The sequence below is a fragment of the Spirosoma flavus genome (assembly GCF_054778555.1).
In genome coordinates this window covers 144,119-160,100 of the sequence record NZ_BAAGZL010000008.1, presented here as the reverse complement: position 1 = coordinate 160,100, position 15,982 = coordinate 144,119, and the positions used below count along the sequence as shown (strand labels likewise).

Genomic DNA, 15,982 nt, shown 5'->3' with positions numbered 1-15,982 from the left:
GCATAATATAGAAAACTCACTCAATTAGTTTGTTTTCAACTGGGGTAAACCTTGTTCGATTTTTGCCCGCGAGGCTTCGTACTGCTTTGGTAGTTTTAGGCCACTTCCCAAGTCAGCCAGTGGTTCGTCGACCGTAAAGCCAGGGTTATCAGTAGCAATTTCGAACAGCACACCACCGGGTTCGCGGAAGTAGAGCGAGAAGAAATAATCGCGATTGATTTTTGACGTGATCTGTAAGCCGCTGTCCAGAATCTTTTCCCGAAACTCCATCTGAATGGCATCATTGGCGACCCGAAACGCTACGTGGTGGTTCGTTCCGGCAGCGTTTCGGCCCAGTTTGCCAGTTGGCTCTTCCAGCAAATCGACAATCGACGCGGAAGGCACAGCGTCCGTTTGAAACCGGTAGCGATTTCCGTCCTGCGCCAGTAGTCGGTAGCCAAAAATATCGGTTAATACGTTCACCGTATCCTCTATTTTTTGCAGCGTCAACGTAACACTGTGGAATCCCTGCGTGGCCATATCCTGCTTAATATCTTCCGTTTCCCAGCCTGCTCGGTCGTCGGGCTGGCCAGGAACGATAAGCGCGAGCGCGAGCCCGTCAGGATCGGTAAAGGGCAGATAGGTTTCGCCAAAGCGCTCAGCCTGTTCGCCTACCGACACGCCTAATCCCCGGAAGCGACCGACCCAGTTATCCAGGCTACCTTTCGGAACAGAATACCCAATTTCGGTGGCCATACCAACGCCGTTTCGCCCGGGACCGATGCCTTCCCAGGGAAAAAAGGTTAGGATCGTGCCAGGCGTACCCGTTTCGTTGCCGTAGTAAAAATGATACGTATTGGGATCATCAAAATTGACCGTCTTTTTCACCATGCGCAAGCCCAGCACGTGGGTGTAAAAATCGTAGTTGCGCTGCGCATTGTTGGCAATGGCCGTAATGTGATGCAGGCCTAATATTGAATCGTTCATACTGGAAAAGAAGGATAAATAGGATTTCTTGTCATGCTGACGAAGGAAGCATCTTAGAGTATCATTAGACTTAGGTAAGGGCATCTTAAGATGCTTCCTTCGTTAGCATGACAAAAACGGTTTTAAATAATGTTCGATAACTTCTTCGTTCCTGGCTAAAAGCGCTTCCGTCATCAGGAAAGCGCTTTTAGCCAGCGTCCGTTCTATGGTTAATACTCTTCTAAAAAGCGGGCCAGGATTCTGATTGTATAAAAGTCAGTAAGTCAGCATTGATGGTGGCCGCTTCCGTGGTCGGCATGCCATGTGGAAACCCAGGATACGTGATCAGACGGCCATCATTAAGGAGCTTGATCGCTTTGCGGGCCGAAACATCAATGGGTACAATCTGGTCATCTTCGCCGTGCAGGACCAGAACCGGTACGTCTATGTTCTTAAGATCTTCCGTAAAATCGGTTTCTGAAAACGCTTTGATACCGTAATAATGTGCGTTGATACCGCCCATCATGCCTTGGCGCCACCAGTTATCCCGTACGCCCTGAAGGGGAGTCGCACCGGGCCGATTATAGCCGTAGAAAGGCAGCGTGAACTCGTAAAAATATTGCGGACGCCGGGTAGCTGTATTTTCCCGAATCTCATCGAACACCGACATCGGTACTCCGTCCGGATTAGTTTCGGTTTGTACCATCAACGGTGTAACAGCGCTGATAAGCACCGCTTTGGCAACCCGTCCCTGTCCATATTTTGCTACGTAACGGGCCACTTCGCCACCACCCGTGGAGTGCCCGATGTGGATGGCATCTTTTAAGTCCAGAAACTCAGCTAATTCGGCAGCATCAGCGGCATAGGTGTCGATGTTGTGTCCGTCCGTGACCTGAGATGAGCGTCCGTGTCCCCGGCGATCATGGGCAACTACGCGATAGCCCTGTTTCAGAAAAAACATCATCTGGGCGTCCCAATCATCGCAGGACAACGGCCAGCCATGATGGAAGACGACGGGCTGTCCGGTTCCCCAATCTTTATAAAAAATCTCGGTACCGTCTTTAACTTTTAACGTAGGCATAGTTTTGGAGCTATAAGAGTTGAACAATATCGGAGAGAACAGAATCTCCTCGAATTACCGAGACAAAATTGGCGGTAAGTGGTGTTTCAGTAACGGTACAAATCGCGGAGAATACGGTATAAACTGACGCTTTTATACCGATTTTTGCTAAAAGCGTATTGTAAAGGCTGAGCCAATGAATGTAATAAGGTATAAAGGAAGGATATAGGCAATAGTCTACACCTTACGTATAATGCTATGCAGATATCAAAAATTGAGTGGAGGATTTCAATCTAAATCGGACGTTTTTCTGAACGATTTTGATGGCTGATTACGATCAGTTCAGTTAATGATGAAAATTGGCCTTTTTGTGAACAATTGCAAATGAACTAGTTTATACAAATAGCAAACATAGGTTACGTCTTAAAACATGCTGGTTGCCTACCTATTGGCCCAACAAATTGAAGAAGTCAGCACTAATGAAATGAGCCCTTATGATGAGCTTCAACTGTTAACTTTGTTCACACTTGCCTAAGATCCGAATGTCCAGTCAAAAGAGGGTACCATTTCTAGCAGGCCCATATCTTAATTCAAAGGGTGTTCTCTTAGGGGTGGTAATTTTCGTAAGGGTCGCCGACTCTATCTAGTAATATTAGCAGCCTGATCATCATTAAATTTCTAATGGAAGAGTTTAAGCAGTACCCAGAACTACTTCAACGGATTAAACAACAGATTCTGCAGGCTCAAGTTAAAGTCGCTACCTCCGCCAACCAACAACTCTTACTGTCCTACTGGCGGGTGGGTAGTTTAATCCTGCTTTTTCAACAGCAACAAGGTTGGGGGGCCAAAATAATTGATCGTCTCTCGGCTGACATTCGCCAAGCCTATCCAGGTATCGAGGGCTTTTCGACCCGTAACTTGGGCTATATGAAGAAATTTGTGCTGGCTAATCTGCCCTTAATTTTGCAACAGGGTGTTGCAAAATTACCTGAAGCCTCTCAGCAGAACATTGATGTAGCTCCCATTTTAGGGAGTGCAGAAAACTTCGAGCAAGTATTCCTGCGCTCCGTTTTATCAAAAATTACGTGGTCACACCACATTATCCTGCTGGATAAAGTTAAAGACGCCGGACAGCGTCTTTGGTACATTGAACAGACGTTGAGGGGAAGTTGGGGCCGAAACGTACTTCGCCATCAAATTGAGATGGATTTGTACAAACGCCAAGTAAGAACACCCAAGCTGACTAATTTTGAGCATACCCTAGCTAAGCCGCAGTCTGATCTGGCCACCCAGCTATTGAAAGATCCTTATATATTCGACTTTGTGGTAGCTACGGCCAAGGCCAACGAGCGAGATGTGGAAAGTCAATTAGTTCAGCAGGTGAGTAGATTTCTGCTGGAGCTAGGCCAGGGTTTTGCTTTTGTGGGTCGCCAGTATCCTTTGAAAGTAGGCGATGGGGAGTACTACATCGATTTGCTGTTCTATCATATTCGATTGCGTTGTTATATAGTGATCGAACTAAAGGCCAGAGACTTTGAGCCAGGGGACGCTGGCCAGATTAACTTCTACGTGAATGTGGTCAACGACTATCTTCGGACAAAGGAAGATAATCCAACAATTGGTTTACTATTGTGCAAAGGCAAAAACCAGGCCTTAGCCGAGTATGCACTGGCTGGCATCACTAATCCCTTGAGTGTCGCTGACTATCAGTTGACCAGAGCCGTACCTGAGGATTTGAAATCTCAACTACCGTCCATTGAAGATCTAGAGCAGGAGTTGAAAAATCAATGGGAGGGCCTAAATTAACAAATTTAAATACGGTTCTGCATCTATTCCAACATTTTTTTGAATAGTTTTTTTAAGAAAGTTTACCATTCATAATCATCTCATTATTATTCCATTACTGACTATGGATTTAATTTTTGGGGCTTATTCGAAAACGACAACGAACGAACGTAACAGACCAAACGAATCACTCAGTACAATCGCATACAACAGATATACTGATCGGCATGTAGCAGTACTTGGCCAAGTCGCCGTAATGTTTTGATAGATGCAATAGTAAAAGCTCTGTGAGGCTCGCCGAACTAACCTAAGTCGTGAGGAAATCAAACTAGTAAAGCGCTTTAGCATAATAGTTACCGCCAAAGGAACTGGTTTTGTTACCACAATAAACAAATCAAGAGTCCTCCAAAAAAGAACTCCTGATTTCTAACCAACCTATATTTTTTAACACTTCTTATTTGTATAAACTGAATGCAGTAGGTATTGGCGAATGAAACTACTTCAGCGCTTCGTCAGCTTCTTTAGCGAGAAAACCGGCTTCCGCTTCTGCCAGGCCAGAAGCAGCCCACTGTAATAAGGCATCATTAGGTACAATCTCGATGGGCGTAATACTTGACGACGAGGATGTATTTTCATTGTAGCCCCTATTTGTCTGGCGATTGTAGCACGAAATCAATGACCAGCGTGCTTTGTCTGATAGATTCGCTTCGGATCGGTGGAGGAGATTGCTGTGGAAAAACAGTACATCACCAGCAGCTAACTCAACATATACTAGTTCCATTGTATTTAGGGCCAGTTCTACGTAGCGCTGTGAAGCGCCTACTTGTTCGCCTGAAAAACCGTGTTCGATACGGCCCATTTTATGCGACCCATTAATGACCTGCAAACAACCATTCTCCTGATTCGCATCCGTAATGGCAACCATGACCGACATCATCTGATCGGGTAAAAGAAACTCGTTTTTATACCAGTACCCATAATCCTGATGCCACTCCCAGGCCCCACCGACGCGCGGTTCTTTTTGCATGAGCTTGGAATGAAAATGGCAAACCGGCGAACTACCATCAAGCATTTTATCAACGGATTCGACCAGCCGCTGACTCCGGGTAAGTAGTCCGTAAATGTCATTACCCGGTTTGTACCAGAGCGAAAGTTTGCTCCGTTTCCCTGTGCTATCGTTTACATTAATGGCGTTTTTACGAATGATGCTGTCGTCAATAACGACTTGGTAGAGCCGATCAATTTCGTCGGTATTCAATAGATTACGGACAATTACGTATCCATCTCGATGATAGTGCTGGATTTGTTGGGTCGTCAATGGCTCGTAGCGCATACGATTGGAATTTTAGGGTTGAGAAATGATGCGTAGTCAATCAGTTAGGGGTAATTTCAAAAAGTACTCCGGCATATAGATTCGGAATCGTCACGGGAAAGCCAGTCGTTCGAAGAGTCTGTCCACTCATAGAAGCTACTACGTTCCCATCCATTGATTTGACCTGATAGCTTTTTGTCGGGTCTAGCTGCTGAATGGTAACCATTCGCTGGGTTTCTGCTGCCCCATGCCTGAATACGCCGATAATACCGCCCTGTTTGGTATCTGTATTGATACGTTGAAAACCATCCCACCTGCCTTCATTTGGTTCGCCGAAGCCGGGCAAATCCTGTCGAAAGCTCATAAAATCGTATTTTGTTTGCATGGTTTGTAGCCAGTCGGCGTAGCTACGGTATTTATGAAGATCCGCTTCCGACAATTTTCGGGGGTCACCAAGCATGATGGGCAAGGCACCAGCTAATGACTGTATATGAGTTTCCCAGCCTTTGTCCTGCATCGCCGGATTACCGATTACCAGCGCAGTGGCAGGCATAGCCGGTGACCGCCACCAGGCCATGTTACGTACGCGTAAATCAACTCGTTCGTCCGGCTCATAGAAATTGGAAAGCCAATCGCCTTCGGCATGTTTGATTAGCGCATAGTCAATCAATTGTAAACCACCCATTGTCTCAAATGTGCAGTCGATGAACAACTTAGGATTCAGCGTGTGCAGCTCATCGAAAAGCGCCCACATCCGTTCATAGTTGACAAATAGCGACTCATTATGGTCTTTATGGCCGTGATGATGCGGAGCATAACAGCCTGATTCAACCGGATTGTAGCGGTAAGGACTGGTCACAACTGAAAAATCCAGCTTGAGATATTCCAGACCGTATTCGCCTACCAGCGTGTTCAGAATTCGCTTGATATGATCGTACCAACCCGTACTGAAACAGGCCGTATATTTTCCGGCTCCGGCTACCAGCAGTGAGGTCGGTTTCCCGGCTTTATCCTGCACAAACCAGTCGGGATGTTGTTGATAAACCTTGCTGTCAGGAGCAGCGGTACCAATACTTACCCATAAACCCGGCTTCATGCCCAGTGACTTGATATAGTCGAAGACGGGTTTTAAGCTATTGGGGAATTTCTTTTGGTCGATACCCCAGTCGCCAAGTTTATCCTCCCAACCGTCATCGATGATAAATTCTTTCATTCCGGCTTTGGCCGCTGCCGTCGCTAGTTCGCGGATGAGTTGTTCGTTGATATTGGTTTTAAACGGACTCCAGGTATTATACACAAAGGTTGGTTTTTCGGCCAGATCCGAAAGTCGGATGCCCATATGCTTTCGGACAAACGTGGGGACTGCCGTGTTTACTAGTTCATTGGGGTCTTTCTGATTGACGTAAACCATCGTGAAAACATAGGGTGTCTCGAACGATTGGCCGGGCTCAATCCATTTCCGGAAGGGGAAGCGGGCGTTTTTGCGCGTCAGACCTACACAAATATCAGGCGCTTCCCAAAAAAGGGCCGTACGTTTCATGACGCCAGAGGCTTCATTTCCAATTACGATGCCGTGTGCCTTATCCGGATTATGCACTGTTAGCAACGCATCCTGCATGGTACCTTCATAGGGGCCAATCATCCGTCTTCGTCCATAGTCAGTGCCAATCCAGCATAAGAGAGGAGAGCCGTAACCACCGACAATAAATTTTTCCACGTCAACGGATTCGAGTCGGATGGCGGTCTTGGTCAGGTTTTTAACCGAAAGGCTTTTGCGAACAACCGGGAGGTCAGGATAGAGTAAAAACTTCACAGTCAATTCAACCTTTCCATCTTTACTTTTAAGCGTTACAGCCGCTCCGTTACCCTGTCTGCTATCTGAAGCTTGCTTTACACCTACCAGTTGCCATTGGCCCGAACCCGTATAAACGACATCATTTACCTCGAACTGAAAATCGGGATTTGTTTTCTGGAAAAAGCTGAAGTTTCCTGCTACCGGTTTGTACGTAGTGGTTGCGAATTGGTTCGTTGAATCAGTAGGTAGTTTTATCGTTCGTTGGACGACTCCATTATTTAATAACAGCTCTGACTTAGTCCAACGGGCGTAGGTCTGATCGGTTTGCCCAATCGTCGTCAGGCTCATACAGAACAAACAAGTCAACAAGCAATAAGCGAGTAAAAACGGCTTCATGAGACAAAGGTTATGCTGTCAAATGTAGCGGGGCATGCCTCTGCTTTTTGTTCAAATTTCACCACTGTCAAAATTTGAACAAATAACTATCTGTATAATTATACCTTGTTGCTTTATTACGTAAACAAGAATTTAAAACCTCTTTCGTATCGAACTAAGGCCATGAGTCAAGCGCAGTCAAGTCCAGATCGTCGGGAATTTCTAAAGCAGTTGGGTTTTTGCGTAATCGGTACAAGCGTTCTGACAAGCTATCCGAACGACCTTCTGGCTGCCGCACGAGAACGTAATGCTTTACCACGTAGCACGCCCGAAGCGCAGGGTGTTTCCTCAGCTGAACTTTTACGATTTGTCAATGAGGCCGAAACCCAGAAAGCGGGATTACATAGTTTTATGGTTATTCGGCATGGGCACGTAGTAGCCGAAGGCTGGTGGAATCCCTACCGGCCGGATATTAGTCATGATTTGTATTCCCTGAGCAAGAACGTTACGTCTACTGCCGTTGGATTTGCTGTTCAGGAAGGTAAGCTAGCCATCGAGGATAAAGTGATTTCGTTTTTCCCGAACGATCTGCCTGCGGAAGTCGACGAAAATCTGGCAGCCATGCGAGTGCGTGATTTGCTCATTATGGCCAGTGGACACGCGACCGATACGTTAACGCCCATACTGAATACCAAAAATGGCAGTTGGGCTAAAACGTTTTTATCCTTGCCGCTAAAATATCCACCCGGCACACATTTCACCTATAATACCGGTGCTACGTATATGCTATCAGCTATCGTACAAAAAGTAACCGGTCAGAATTTGCTTACGTACCTGCAATCTCGCCTGTTTAAGCCACTTGGCATTACGGGTGTCGAATGGGACAGCGATCCGCAGGGTATCAGTTTCGGTGGCGCTGGATTACGGTTGAAAACAGAAGACATTGCCAAATTCGGTCTGTTGTATTTGCAGAAAGGCGTCTGGAAGGGTAAGCGCATTCTCTCCGAAAAATGGATTGACGAAGCTACTTCGTTCAAGATTGCCAACGACGAAACGGGAACACCTACTAAAAAAGAAGAGGACGATATCAAACAGGGGTACGGCTATCAGTTCTGGCTTAGTCGGCCAGTAGCGCAGGGGGCGTATCGGGCCGAGGGCGCTTTTTGTCAGTACAGTATCGTCATGCCAAAACAGGATGCCGTAGTTGCCATCAATGCCGAAGGTATTAGTACTAAACGGGTTATGGATCTGGTGTGGGGAATTCTGCTGCCCGCCATGAAAGATGACAGTTTACCGGCTAATCCTTCCGGCCAAAGCGAGTTGCAGACGAAACTGGCTTCCCTAAAATTACTTCCTCCTGTCAGTCAACCGCACTCACCCGTTGAAGCCACTATTTCCAGAAAAACATACGCTATTCAATCGAATATGTCTCAGGTAGAAAGCGTTACGTTCCGGTTTGATAAAAACAATACCCAATTTATTCTATGTGACGACAAAGGCGAACATTCGATTACGTGCGGGGTAAATGATTGGATTCTTGGCGAAACAAACATGCCAAATAGCCCGACTAATTTACTTGGCGCTGGTATTCCCCGGCCCCGAACGACCTGGAAAGTAGCCGCCAGCGGTACTTGGACGAATGAAAAGACCTACGTGATGACGTGGCGATTTTACGAATCTGCTCACTACGATATAGTTACCTGCCAGTTTGATGACACTACGTTGACGGTAACCTACGGCAACAGCATTACCCGAATTTTAAAGCAGTACAAAGATTCCCGTCCGACGCTGACAGGTACTTTCTCCACTTAATGATAGGCATGCTATTATTTTTACTATTATTATGGCTTTTTGTAGATTTCGGGCGCAGGGTGTTCACCCCGGTCGTGTCTACAGTTGACTTGCCGATTGTCTAAAATTACTTGGAGATGCATCTAGTAAGGCCTGTTTATAAAGAGTCGGGACGAATTTATCGCCCTGATAAATGTCTGCCATTAATAGCAGCGCATCAAGCGGGTGAAATTCAGTTAGAAGCTTGGGCACGACTGGGTTATCCGGGTAAAGGGATGCCGACAGGAGTATTGCCTGGCGTGAATAGCGTTGGTTTCTGGAATACCCATCTTCAGCAGAGTTGGGGGCTTCCCTGGCATCGAAATGAAGGCATCGAGCTAACCTTTCTGGAAACGGGTACCATGCCGTTTTCGGTTGGTGAAAAAGAATACACGATTATGCCGAATGAATTAACCGTAACGCGTCCCTGGCAACCGCATAAACTTGGCAACCCAAACATCGGTATTGGTAAATTTTACTGGATTATTCTGGACGTTGATGTGCGTCAACCGCACCAGGAATGGACGTGGCCATCGTGGGTTATGCTGACTAAACCTGACCTGGATGACCTGACGAAGATGCTACGTCAGAATGAACAGCCAATCATGAAAGTAAATCAGGATGTTCGAAAATGCTTTACCAAAATTGGCGAACTGATTCAGGGCGATCACAGCTTTTCCAAAGAATCCTGGCTCATCATTTACATCAATGAGTTGCTCATGCAGTTGCTGCAATCCTTTCGAAACGGGAGTGTTAAGCTGGATAAAAGCCTGACCGACAGTACACGTACCATTGAATTGTTCCTTAATCATCTGGAAGAATCTTACGACAACGTCTGGACGCTGGAATCAATGGCCGACCATTGCGGACTAGGCACTACTCGTTTTGTACACTATTTCAAATTAGCGACCAACATGACGCCCATGCACTACCTTAATTTTGTCCGGTTGAAAGCAGCGGCCCAGCATCTGGTTCAGGATACACGCACGCAGGTTTCGCTGATTGGCTACGAACATGGTTTCTCGAGTAGTCAGTATTTCTCTACGTTATTCCGCAAACAATTCGGTTGCTCCCCCGCCGAATATCGTGGTAAGCACAGCAAACAGCTCATTGTCAATCAACTTGCTGATTAATTTTAATCGGTATAATGGGTTTCAGGAAGGTAATATCGACTCAGGAACCTCATTATTTATAGTAGCCTGACGTTTTCTTAAAACGTTTGCAGGTTTTCTTCTTTCTGGTCTACTCAGTTACACCAGTCAGGGTATTTTATAGTTGATTAGCCTGAATTCTACCGGTTTCCATCCATTTTTTAGTGCTTTCCAGTCAGGCTTGTTCAAATTCCTTCACTGTTCAATCTTGAACAATTTCAATATATTTTATACATATTTTTGTTTAAAAGAACTGTTAATCAGGACTTTCTAGCGCATTCAGTTTGATCGCTAAAGTTTGTACGTAGTCCATTTTTCCTATTCCTGATATGATCTTACAACTACTAACTGGGTATCAAAGGCCCAAAGGGCATACCTTATCCCTTACTTTATACAATGCCCTTAGCAGGCAACGAGCAACCTTTTTTTTACTGGCTGCCCTCTTTTCGGTAGTATCGTCAGGTACGTATGCTGTTAGTTCGTCTTTCTACTTATCAGCTACATCATTGGATAATCCCCTGGTTGACAGAACGATTCGAGGAACGGTTTCTGATGAGAGTGGTAAAGCGTTAGCCGCTGTAAACGTCATCATAACAGAGAAGAAAATCGGCGTTTATACCAACGAAAAAGGTGAATATACCATTTCGGGTGTACCAGTTGATGGTTCTTTAACCTTTAGTCATATCGGGTACGTGCCCCAAACGATCAAAGTGGGAAGCAGTGATGTGCTGAACGTAGTATTAAAGGAAAATAGTGCGGTCCTGAACGAGGTGGTCGTGGTTGGGTATGGAACACAGGCGAAAGCCAAGGTAACAGGCGCGGTGACCACCATCGATTCGAAAGTACTGGAATCCAGACCGGTTTCTAACGTAGCGCAGGCCTTGCAGGGGGTAGCTGGAGGGCTAAACATTACCCAGAGCGGTTCTTTAGGTGGTAGCCTCGACAGTCGTCCCACCATTAACATTCGGGGTATTGCGACAATCGGGCAGGGCTCTGCCGGTTCACCACTGGTATTGGTGGATGGGATGGAGGCAGATATCAACGCCATTAACCCGCAGGATATTGAGAATATTTCCGTACTGAAAGATGCTGCCTCTTCCTCTATTTACGGTTCACGGGCGCCGTTTGGCGTGATTTTAATCACGACGAAGAAAGGAAAAAACGACCGGGTACAGGTCAATTACAATAACAATTTTAGCTGGAGTCGCCCGGTTTCGCTGCCTCAAATGGCCAATTCCTACCAGTTTGCCTTACTCTTCAACGATGGCTATCGGAACAGCGGAAGTGGAGATTTCCTGAACCCCTCGATTGTGCAGCGCATCCTGGATTATCAGGCCGGAAAAATCACGACGACCAACATTCCCGATCCCGCTAATCCTAAACTTTGGGCCACGGCCAACACCTACGGGAACGCCAATTTTAACATGTACGATGCGATCTACGGAAACAATGCACCCACGCAGGAACACGCGGTAAGTGTGAGTGGCGGCAACGGACGTACTATGTATTATATCTCCGGCGATTTCCGCAACGAAAATGGCCTGTTAAGTATCACCCGGGATAATTTCAAACGGTTTGCGTCTACGGTAAAAATCAGCAATAAACTCTCGAATTGGGCATCCATCGATTATAGTGGCCGGTTTATTCGTGAGGATTTTGAAAAACCCAGCGCTCTGACCTCGTCGAGTCGGTATGCCGAATTTACCATGAACCAGTACTTCACGGGCTGGATGTCGTGGCCGATTGTTCCGCTTTACGATGATAACGGACGTATCTACAGCGTCACTAAGGATAGCCAGGGAAATGCGCTCATCAACGGCGGCCGAATGACTACCCAGAATGACTGGATGTATCACCAGCTTAAACTTACCCTCGAACCACTTCCCGGCTGGAACATCTACGGAAATCTAAACTATCGCATCAACGATTATTTCCGGCATCAGGACAATCAGAAACTGTATGGTTATGCAATTGCGGGAGATCCTATTCTGATGGATGGAGCCTCATCCGTACAGGAGGATGCGTACCGGACCAATTATTTCAGCCCCAATATCTATTCAGAATACGCCCGATCGTTTGGCGATCACAATTTTAAATTGATGGCGGGTTTCCAGTCGGAAATCAATAAAACCCGCAATCTATCAGCCAGTCGTCAGGGAATTATTGTAGCGAACCTACCAACGCTTGCCACTACGTCTGGTATCGATCAAAATGGCGCTGCCACACCGCCCATCGTAGCCGGATCGTATGCGGACTGGGCAACGGCTGGTTATTTCGGCCGATTCAATTACGACTACAAAGCCCGCTATCTGCTGGAAATGAATCTGCGATACGATGGTACGTCACGCTTTCAGGGCGATAAACAGTGGCGGTACTTCCCGTCGGCGTCCGTTGGCTGGAACGTAGCACGCGAAGCGTTTTGGGATAATATAAATCCTTACGTCAGTAACCTGAAGTTCAGGGCTTCTTACGGTGAACTCGGTAATCAGAACACGACTAATTGGTATCCAACGTATTCGACCATGCCAATTGGTACCGCCAATGGAACCTGGCTGGTTGGAGGTGTGCAACCCAACACAGCATCGGCGCCAGCCTTGATTAGTTCGTCGCTAACATGGGAACGTATCAGAACCTGGAATTTGGGGGTAGATGCCAGTTTTCTTCGCAATCGATTAAGCGCCAGTTTCGACTATTTCACCCGCTTTACCAATGACATGGTTGGGCCAGCGGTTGAATTACCTGCCATTCTGGGTACTGCCGTTCCGCCCTCGAACAATACGGATCTGAAAACTTACGGCTTCGAGTTTGACCTGAAATGGCAAGACCAATTAAAAAATAACCTGGGCTATTCTGTCCACCTAGTTTTATCGGACTCGAAAACGGAAATTATCAACTACCCAAATCCAACGGGAAGCCTCGCTACGTATCGGTCGGGCACAACCGTTGGCGATATCTGGGGCTATGAAACCGTGGGCATTGCCAAATCGCAGGAAGACATGGATCGGCATTTGGCGTCTCTGCCTAAGGGTGGACAAAATGCGCTCGGCAATAACTGGAAAGCGGGTGATATCATGTATCGGGATGTCAACGGCGATGGCAAAATTGACCAGGGCTCCAACACCACAGACAATCATGGTGACCTGATCGTGATTGGGAATACGACTCCACGTTATTCATTCGGGATTGACTTGGGGCTGAATTTTAAAGGATTTGATCTCAGAGGATTTTTTCAGGGTGTTGCCCAGCGCGATTTCTACCGGGGTGGTAGCCCGTTCTTTGGTGCATCAGGACAAGTCTGGTGGTCAACGGCGTATGTACAGCACATGGATTACTTTCGTGATGATGCCAGCAGTCCACTTGGGCTGAACCTCGATTCTTACTATCCACGTCCGCTGTTCAGCACGACCAAAAATCAGCTTTCGCAAACTCGCTTCCTTCAGGATGCTTCCTACATCCGATTGAAAAATGTTCAGTTGGGCTACACGCTGCCTCAGAAGTTAATCCAGAAGGCCAAAATCCAGAACCTGCGCGTGTACATGTCAGCCGAAAATGTGCTAACCATCACCCGAATGTCGAAAGTATTCGATCCGGAAACGATTGACGGAGGATACCAAGGCGCTATTTATCCACTCTTCAAGCGGCTTTCGTTTGGTACAAGCATCACGTTTTAAGCCAGTTACCATGAACACACATAAACTCATTCCTATTGTCTGTTTGCTTGCACTGGCCCTGCTGAACGCCTGCAAGCCAGATTTTCTCGACCGGCAGCCACTGTCTAATATCACCCCCGATAATTATCTGGTCGACGAATCACAGTTAAGTGCCTACGCCATTGCTCAGTATAGCATTTTGCCTACGCATCCGCAAAGCGGTTTTGGTACGTTTGGTAATGATGTCAATACGGATAACATGGCTTATATGGCACATACTGAACGTTTTGTGCCGGGGCAATGGCGCGTACCCGCCACCGCTGGCGATTGGTCGTTTACGAATATTTACCAGTGTAATTACTTTTTGCAAACCGTATTGCCCCGGTTCAAAGCGGGTGCTATAACAGGCAATCCGGCCATGATTCAGCATTACATCGGCGAAATGTATTTTCTCAGGGCCTACAATTATTTCACCAAGCTGATGAGTCTGGGCGATTTCCCGATTGTCAAAACGACGCTGCCTGATGAAAAAGAAGTGCTGACTGCCGCCAGTAAACGGTCTCCCCAGAATGAAGTAGCCCGATTTATTCTCTCCGATCTGGACTCGGCCTTTTATTACATGCAGGCCAATTCGCCGGATGGGAATAGAAACCGGTTATCGAAAGCCTGTGCGCAGATTTTTAAGTCGCGGGTGGCGCTGTACGAAGGAACCTGGCTAAAGTATTTCAAAAATACGGCCTTCGTCCCCAAAGGTCCTGGCTGGCCGGGTGAACAAAAAGATTACAATAAAGCCTACACATTTCCGGCCGGAGGCATCGACGGTGAAATTGATTACTTCCTGACGCAGGCAATGGCTTCGTCCAAAGCGGTTGCCGACGCTACACCATTAGTAGCCAACAATATGACTTCGCAAAGTCAGACGACTTACGATGCGTTTGCTACGGCTACTCAGGCAAATCCCTACTTCGCGATGTTCGGCAGTGTCGATCTGAAATCATACAGTGAAGTGTTGCTTTGGCGGAAATACGACAAAGGGCTCAACATCGGTCATAACGTAGTATTGTATGCGGGCGGAGGCAATTACGCCAGCGGATTAACCAGAGGCATGGTCGATGGCTTCCTGATGAAAAACGGCCTACCGATTTATGCCACTGGTTCCGGCTACGCGGGTGATGATGATCTTCAATCGGTTCGGAAAGATCGGGATGGGCGTTTGTGGTTATTCCTGAAAGAACCCGGCCAGAAGAACGTACTGATTACGGCGGCCAATCCCATTCCGTACCCCATCGAACCAGCTCCCCGAATTCTGGAGGTTTCGTTTGAAAATAATTATTCGACGGGTTACTCGATACGTAAAGGCATTAACTACGATGCCAATCATGTACAAACGTATTACGGCGGATTTACAGGTAGCATCGTTTTCAGAGCCACTGAAGCTTATCTCAATTACATGGAAGCTGTGGTCGAAAAAACCGGTAACCTGGATGGAACAGCCATTCTGTACTGGCAGCAAATCCGGGAGCGGGCAGGTGTCGATAAGGATTACCAGAAAACCATTGCGGCCACTGATCTGAGCAAAGAAGCGCAGAACGATTGGGGTGTTTACTCTGGCGGAGGGATGGTTAGTACACTGCTGTATAATGTTCGGCGAGAGCGACGGAATGAGTTAATGGCCGAAGGATTCCGGTACATGGATTTGCGCCGGTGGCGGGCTATGGATCAGATGATTACGACGCCTTACCATATCGAAGGCTTTAAGCTGTGGGGACCGATGAAAAACCTGTACGCAATCAATACGCTCACGTATGGTGTTGGGGATAAAAGCACGGTATCCAGCCCTTCACTCAGTCTCTATCTACGTCCTTACGAAAAAACAACGACATCGCTGGCGTACAATGGCTACAAGTGGCACATGGCACATTACCTGAATCCGATCGCCAATCAGCATTTTCTCATTACATCTCAGAACAATAATTTGGATACATCCCCCATCTATCAGAACCCCGGCTGGCCAACAGCCGCCAATCAGGGGCCTCAATAAAATCGCATTTAACTCATTGTAAATCATCGATTCAATTA

The 15,982-nt window shown here is 46.9% G+C and carries 9 protein-coding genes; 5 read left to right on the top strand and 4 right to left on the bottom strand.

What is annotated here, in order from left to right; all coding sequences use genetic code 11:
- Window positions 1-24: 24 nt before the first annotated feature.
- Entirely contained in the window at window positions 25-966 is a 942-nt protein-coding gene (locus ACYVF1_RS29280) for a ring-cleaving dioxygenase (RefSeq protein WP_461085729.1), read from the bottom strand.
- A 220-nt stretch (window positions 967-1,186) separates the two neighbouring features.
- The gene (locus ACYVF1_RS29275) at window positions 1,187-2,026 is read right to left on the bottom strand and encodes an alpha/beta fold hydrolase (protein ID WP_461085727.1); all 840 of its coding nucleotides are present in this window, start codon (window positions 2,024-2,026) and stop codon (window positions 1,187-1,189) included.
- Window positions 2,027-2,686: 660 nt separating this feature from the next.
- On the opposite strand from ACYVF1_RS29275, the gene ACYVF1_RS29270 reads away from it, so the two are divergent.
- The gene (locus tag ACYVF1_RS29270) at window positions 2,687-3,811 is read left to right on the top strand and encodes a PDDEXK nuclease domain-containing protein (protein ID WP_461085725.1); all 1,125 of its coding nucleotides are present in this window, start codon (window positions 2,687-2,689) and stop codon (window positions 3,809-3,811) included.
- 475 nt (window positions 3,812-4,286) lie between these two features.
- On the opposite strand, the gene ACYVF1_RS29265 is transcribed toward ACYVF1_RS29270, so the two are convergent.
- Window positions 4,287-5,123, bottom strand: a complete 837-nt coding sequence (locus ACYVF1_RS29265; protein WP_461085723.1) for a phytanoyl-CoA dioxygenase family protein — start codon at window positions 5,121-5,123, stop codon at window positions 4,287-4,289.
- 40 nt (window positions 5,124-5,163) lie between these two features.
- The gene (locus ACYVF1_RS29260; protein WP_461085721.1) at window positions 5,164-7,293 is read right to left on the bottom strand and encodes a glycoside hydrolase family 36 protein; all 2,130 of its coding nucleotides are present in this window, start codon (window positions 7,291-7,293) and stop codon (window positions 5,164-5,166) included.
- 162 nt (window positions 7,294-7,455) lie between these two features.
- Between ACYVF1_RS29260 and ACYVF1_RS29255 the strand changes: the two genes are divergently transcribed.
- The 4 genes from ACYVF1_RS29255 (at window position 7,456) to ACYVF1_RS29240 (ending at window position 15,944) form a co-directional block, all read left to right on the top strand.
- Window positions 7,456-9,084, top strand: coding sequence for a serine hydrolase domain-containing protein (locus ACYVF1_RS29255; protein ID WP_461085719.1), 1,629 nt, complete (start codon window positions 7,456-7,458; stop codon window positions 9,082-9,084).
- A 116-nt stretch (window positions 9,085-9,200) separates the two neighbouring features.
- The gene (locus ACYVF1_RS29250; RefSeq protein WP_461085717.1) at window positions 9,201-10,235 is read left to right on the top strand and encodes a helix-turn-helix domain-containing protein; all 1,035 of its coding nucleotides are present in this window, start codon (window positions 9,201-9,203) and stop codon (window positions 10,233-10,235) included.
- A 524-nt stretch (window positions 10,236-10,759) separates the two neighbouring features.
- Window positions 10,760-13,924, top strand: a complete 3,165-nt coding sequence (locus ACYVF1_RS29245; protein WP_461085715.1) for a SusC/RagA family TonB-linked outer membrane protein — start codon at window positions 10,760-10,762, stop codon at window positions 13,922-13,924.
- Window positions 13,925-13,934: 10 nt separating this feature from the next.
- On the top strand, window positions 13,935-15,944 hold the full coding sequence (locus ACYVF1_RS29240) for a RagB/SusD family nutrient uptake outer membrane protein (RefSeq protein ID WP_461085713.1): 2,010 nt from the start codon (window positions 13,935-13,937) through the stop codon (window positions 15,942-15,944).
- The last annotated feature ends 38 nt before the right edge of the window (window positions 15,945-15,982 follow it).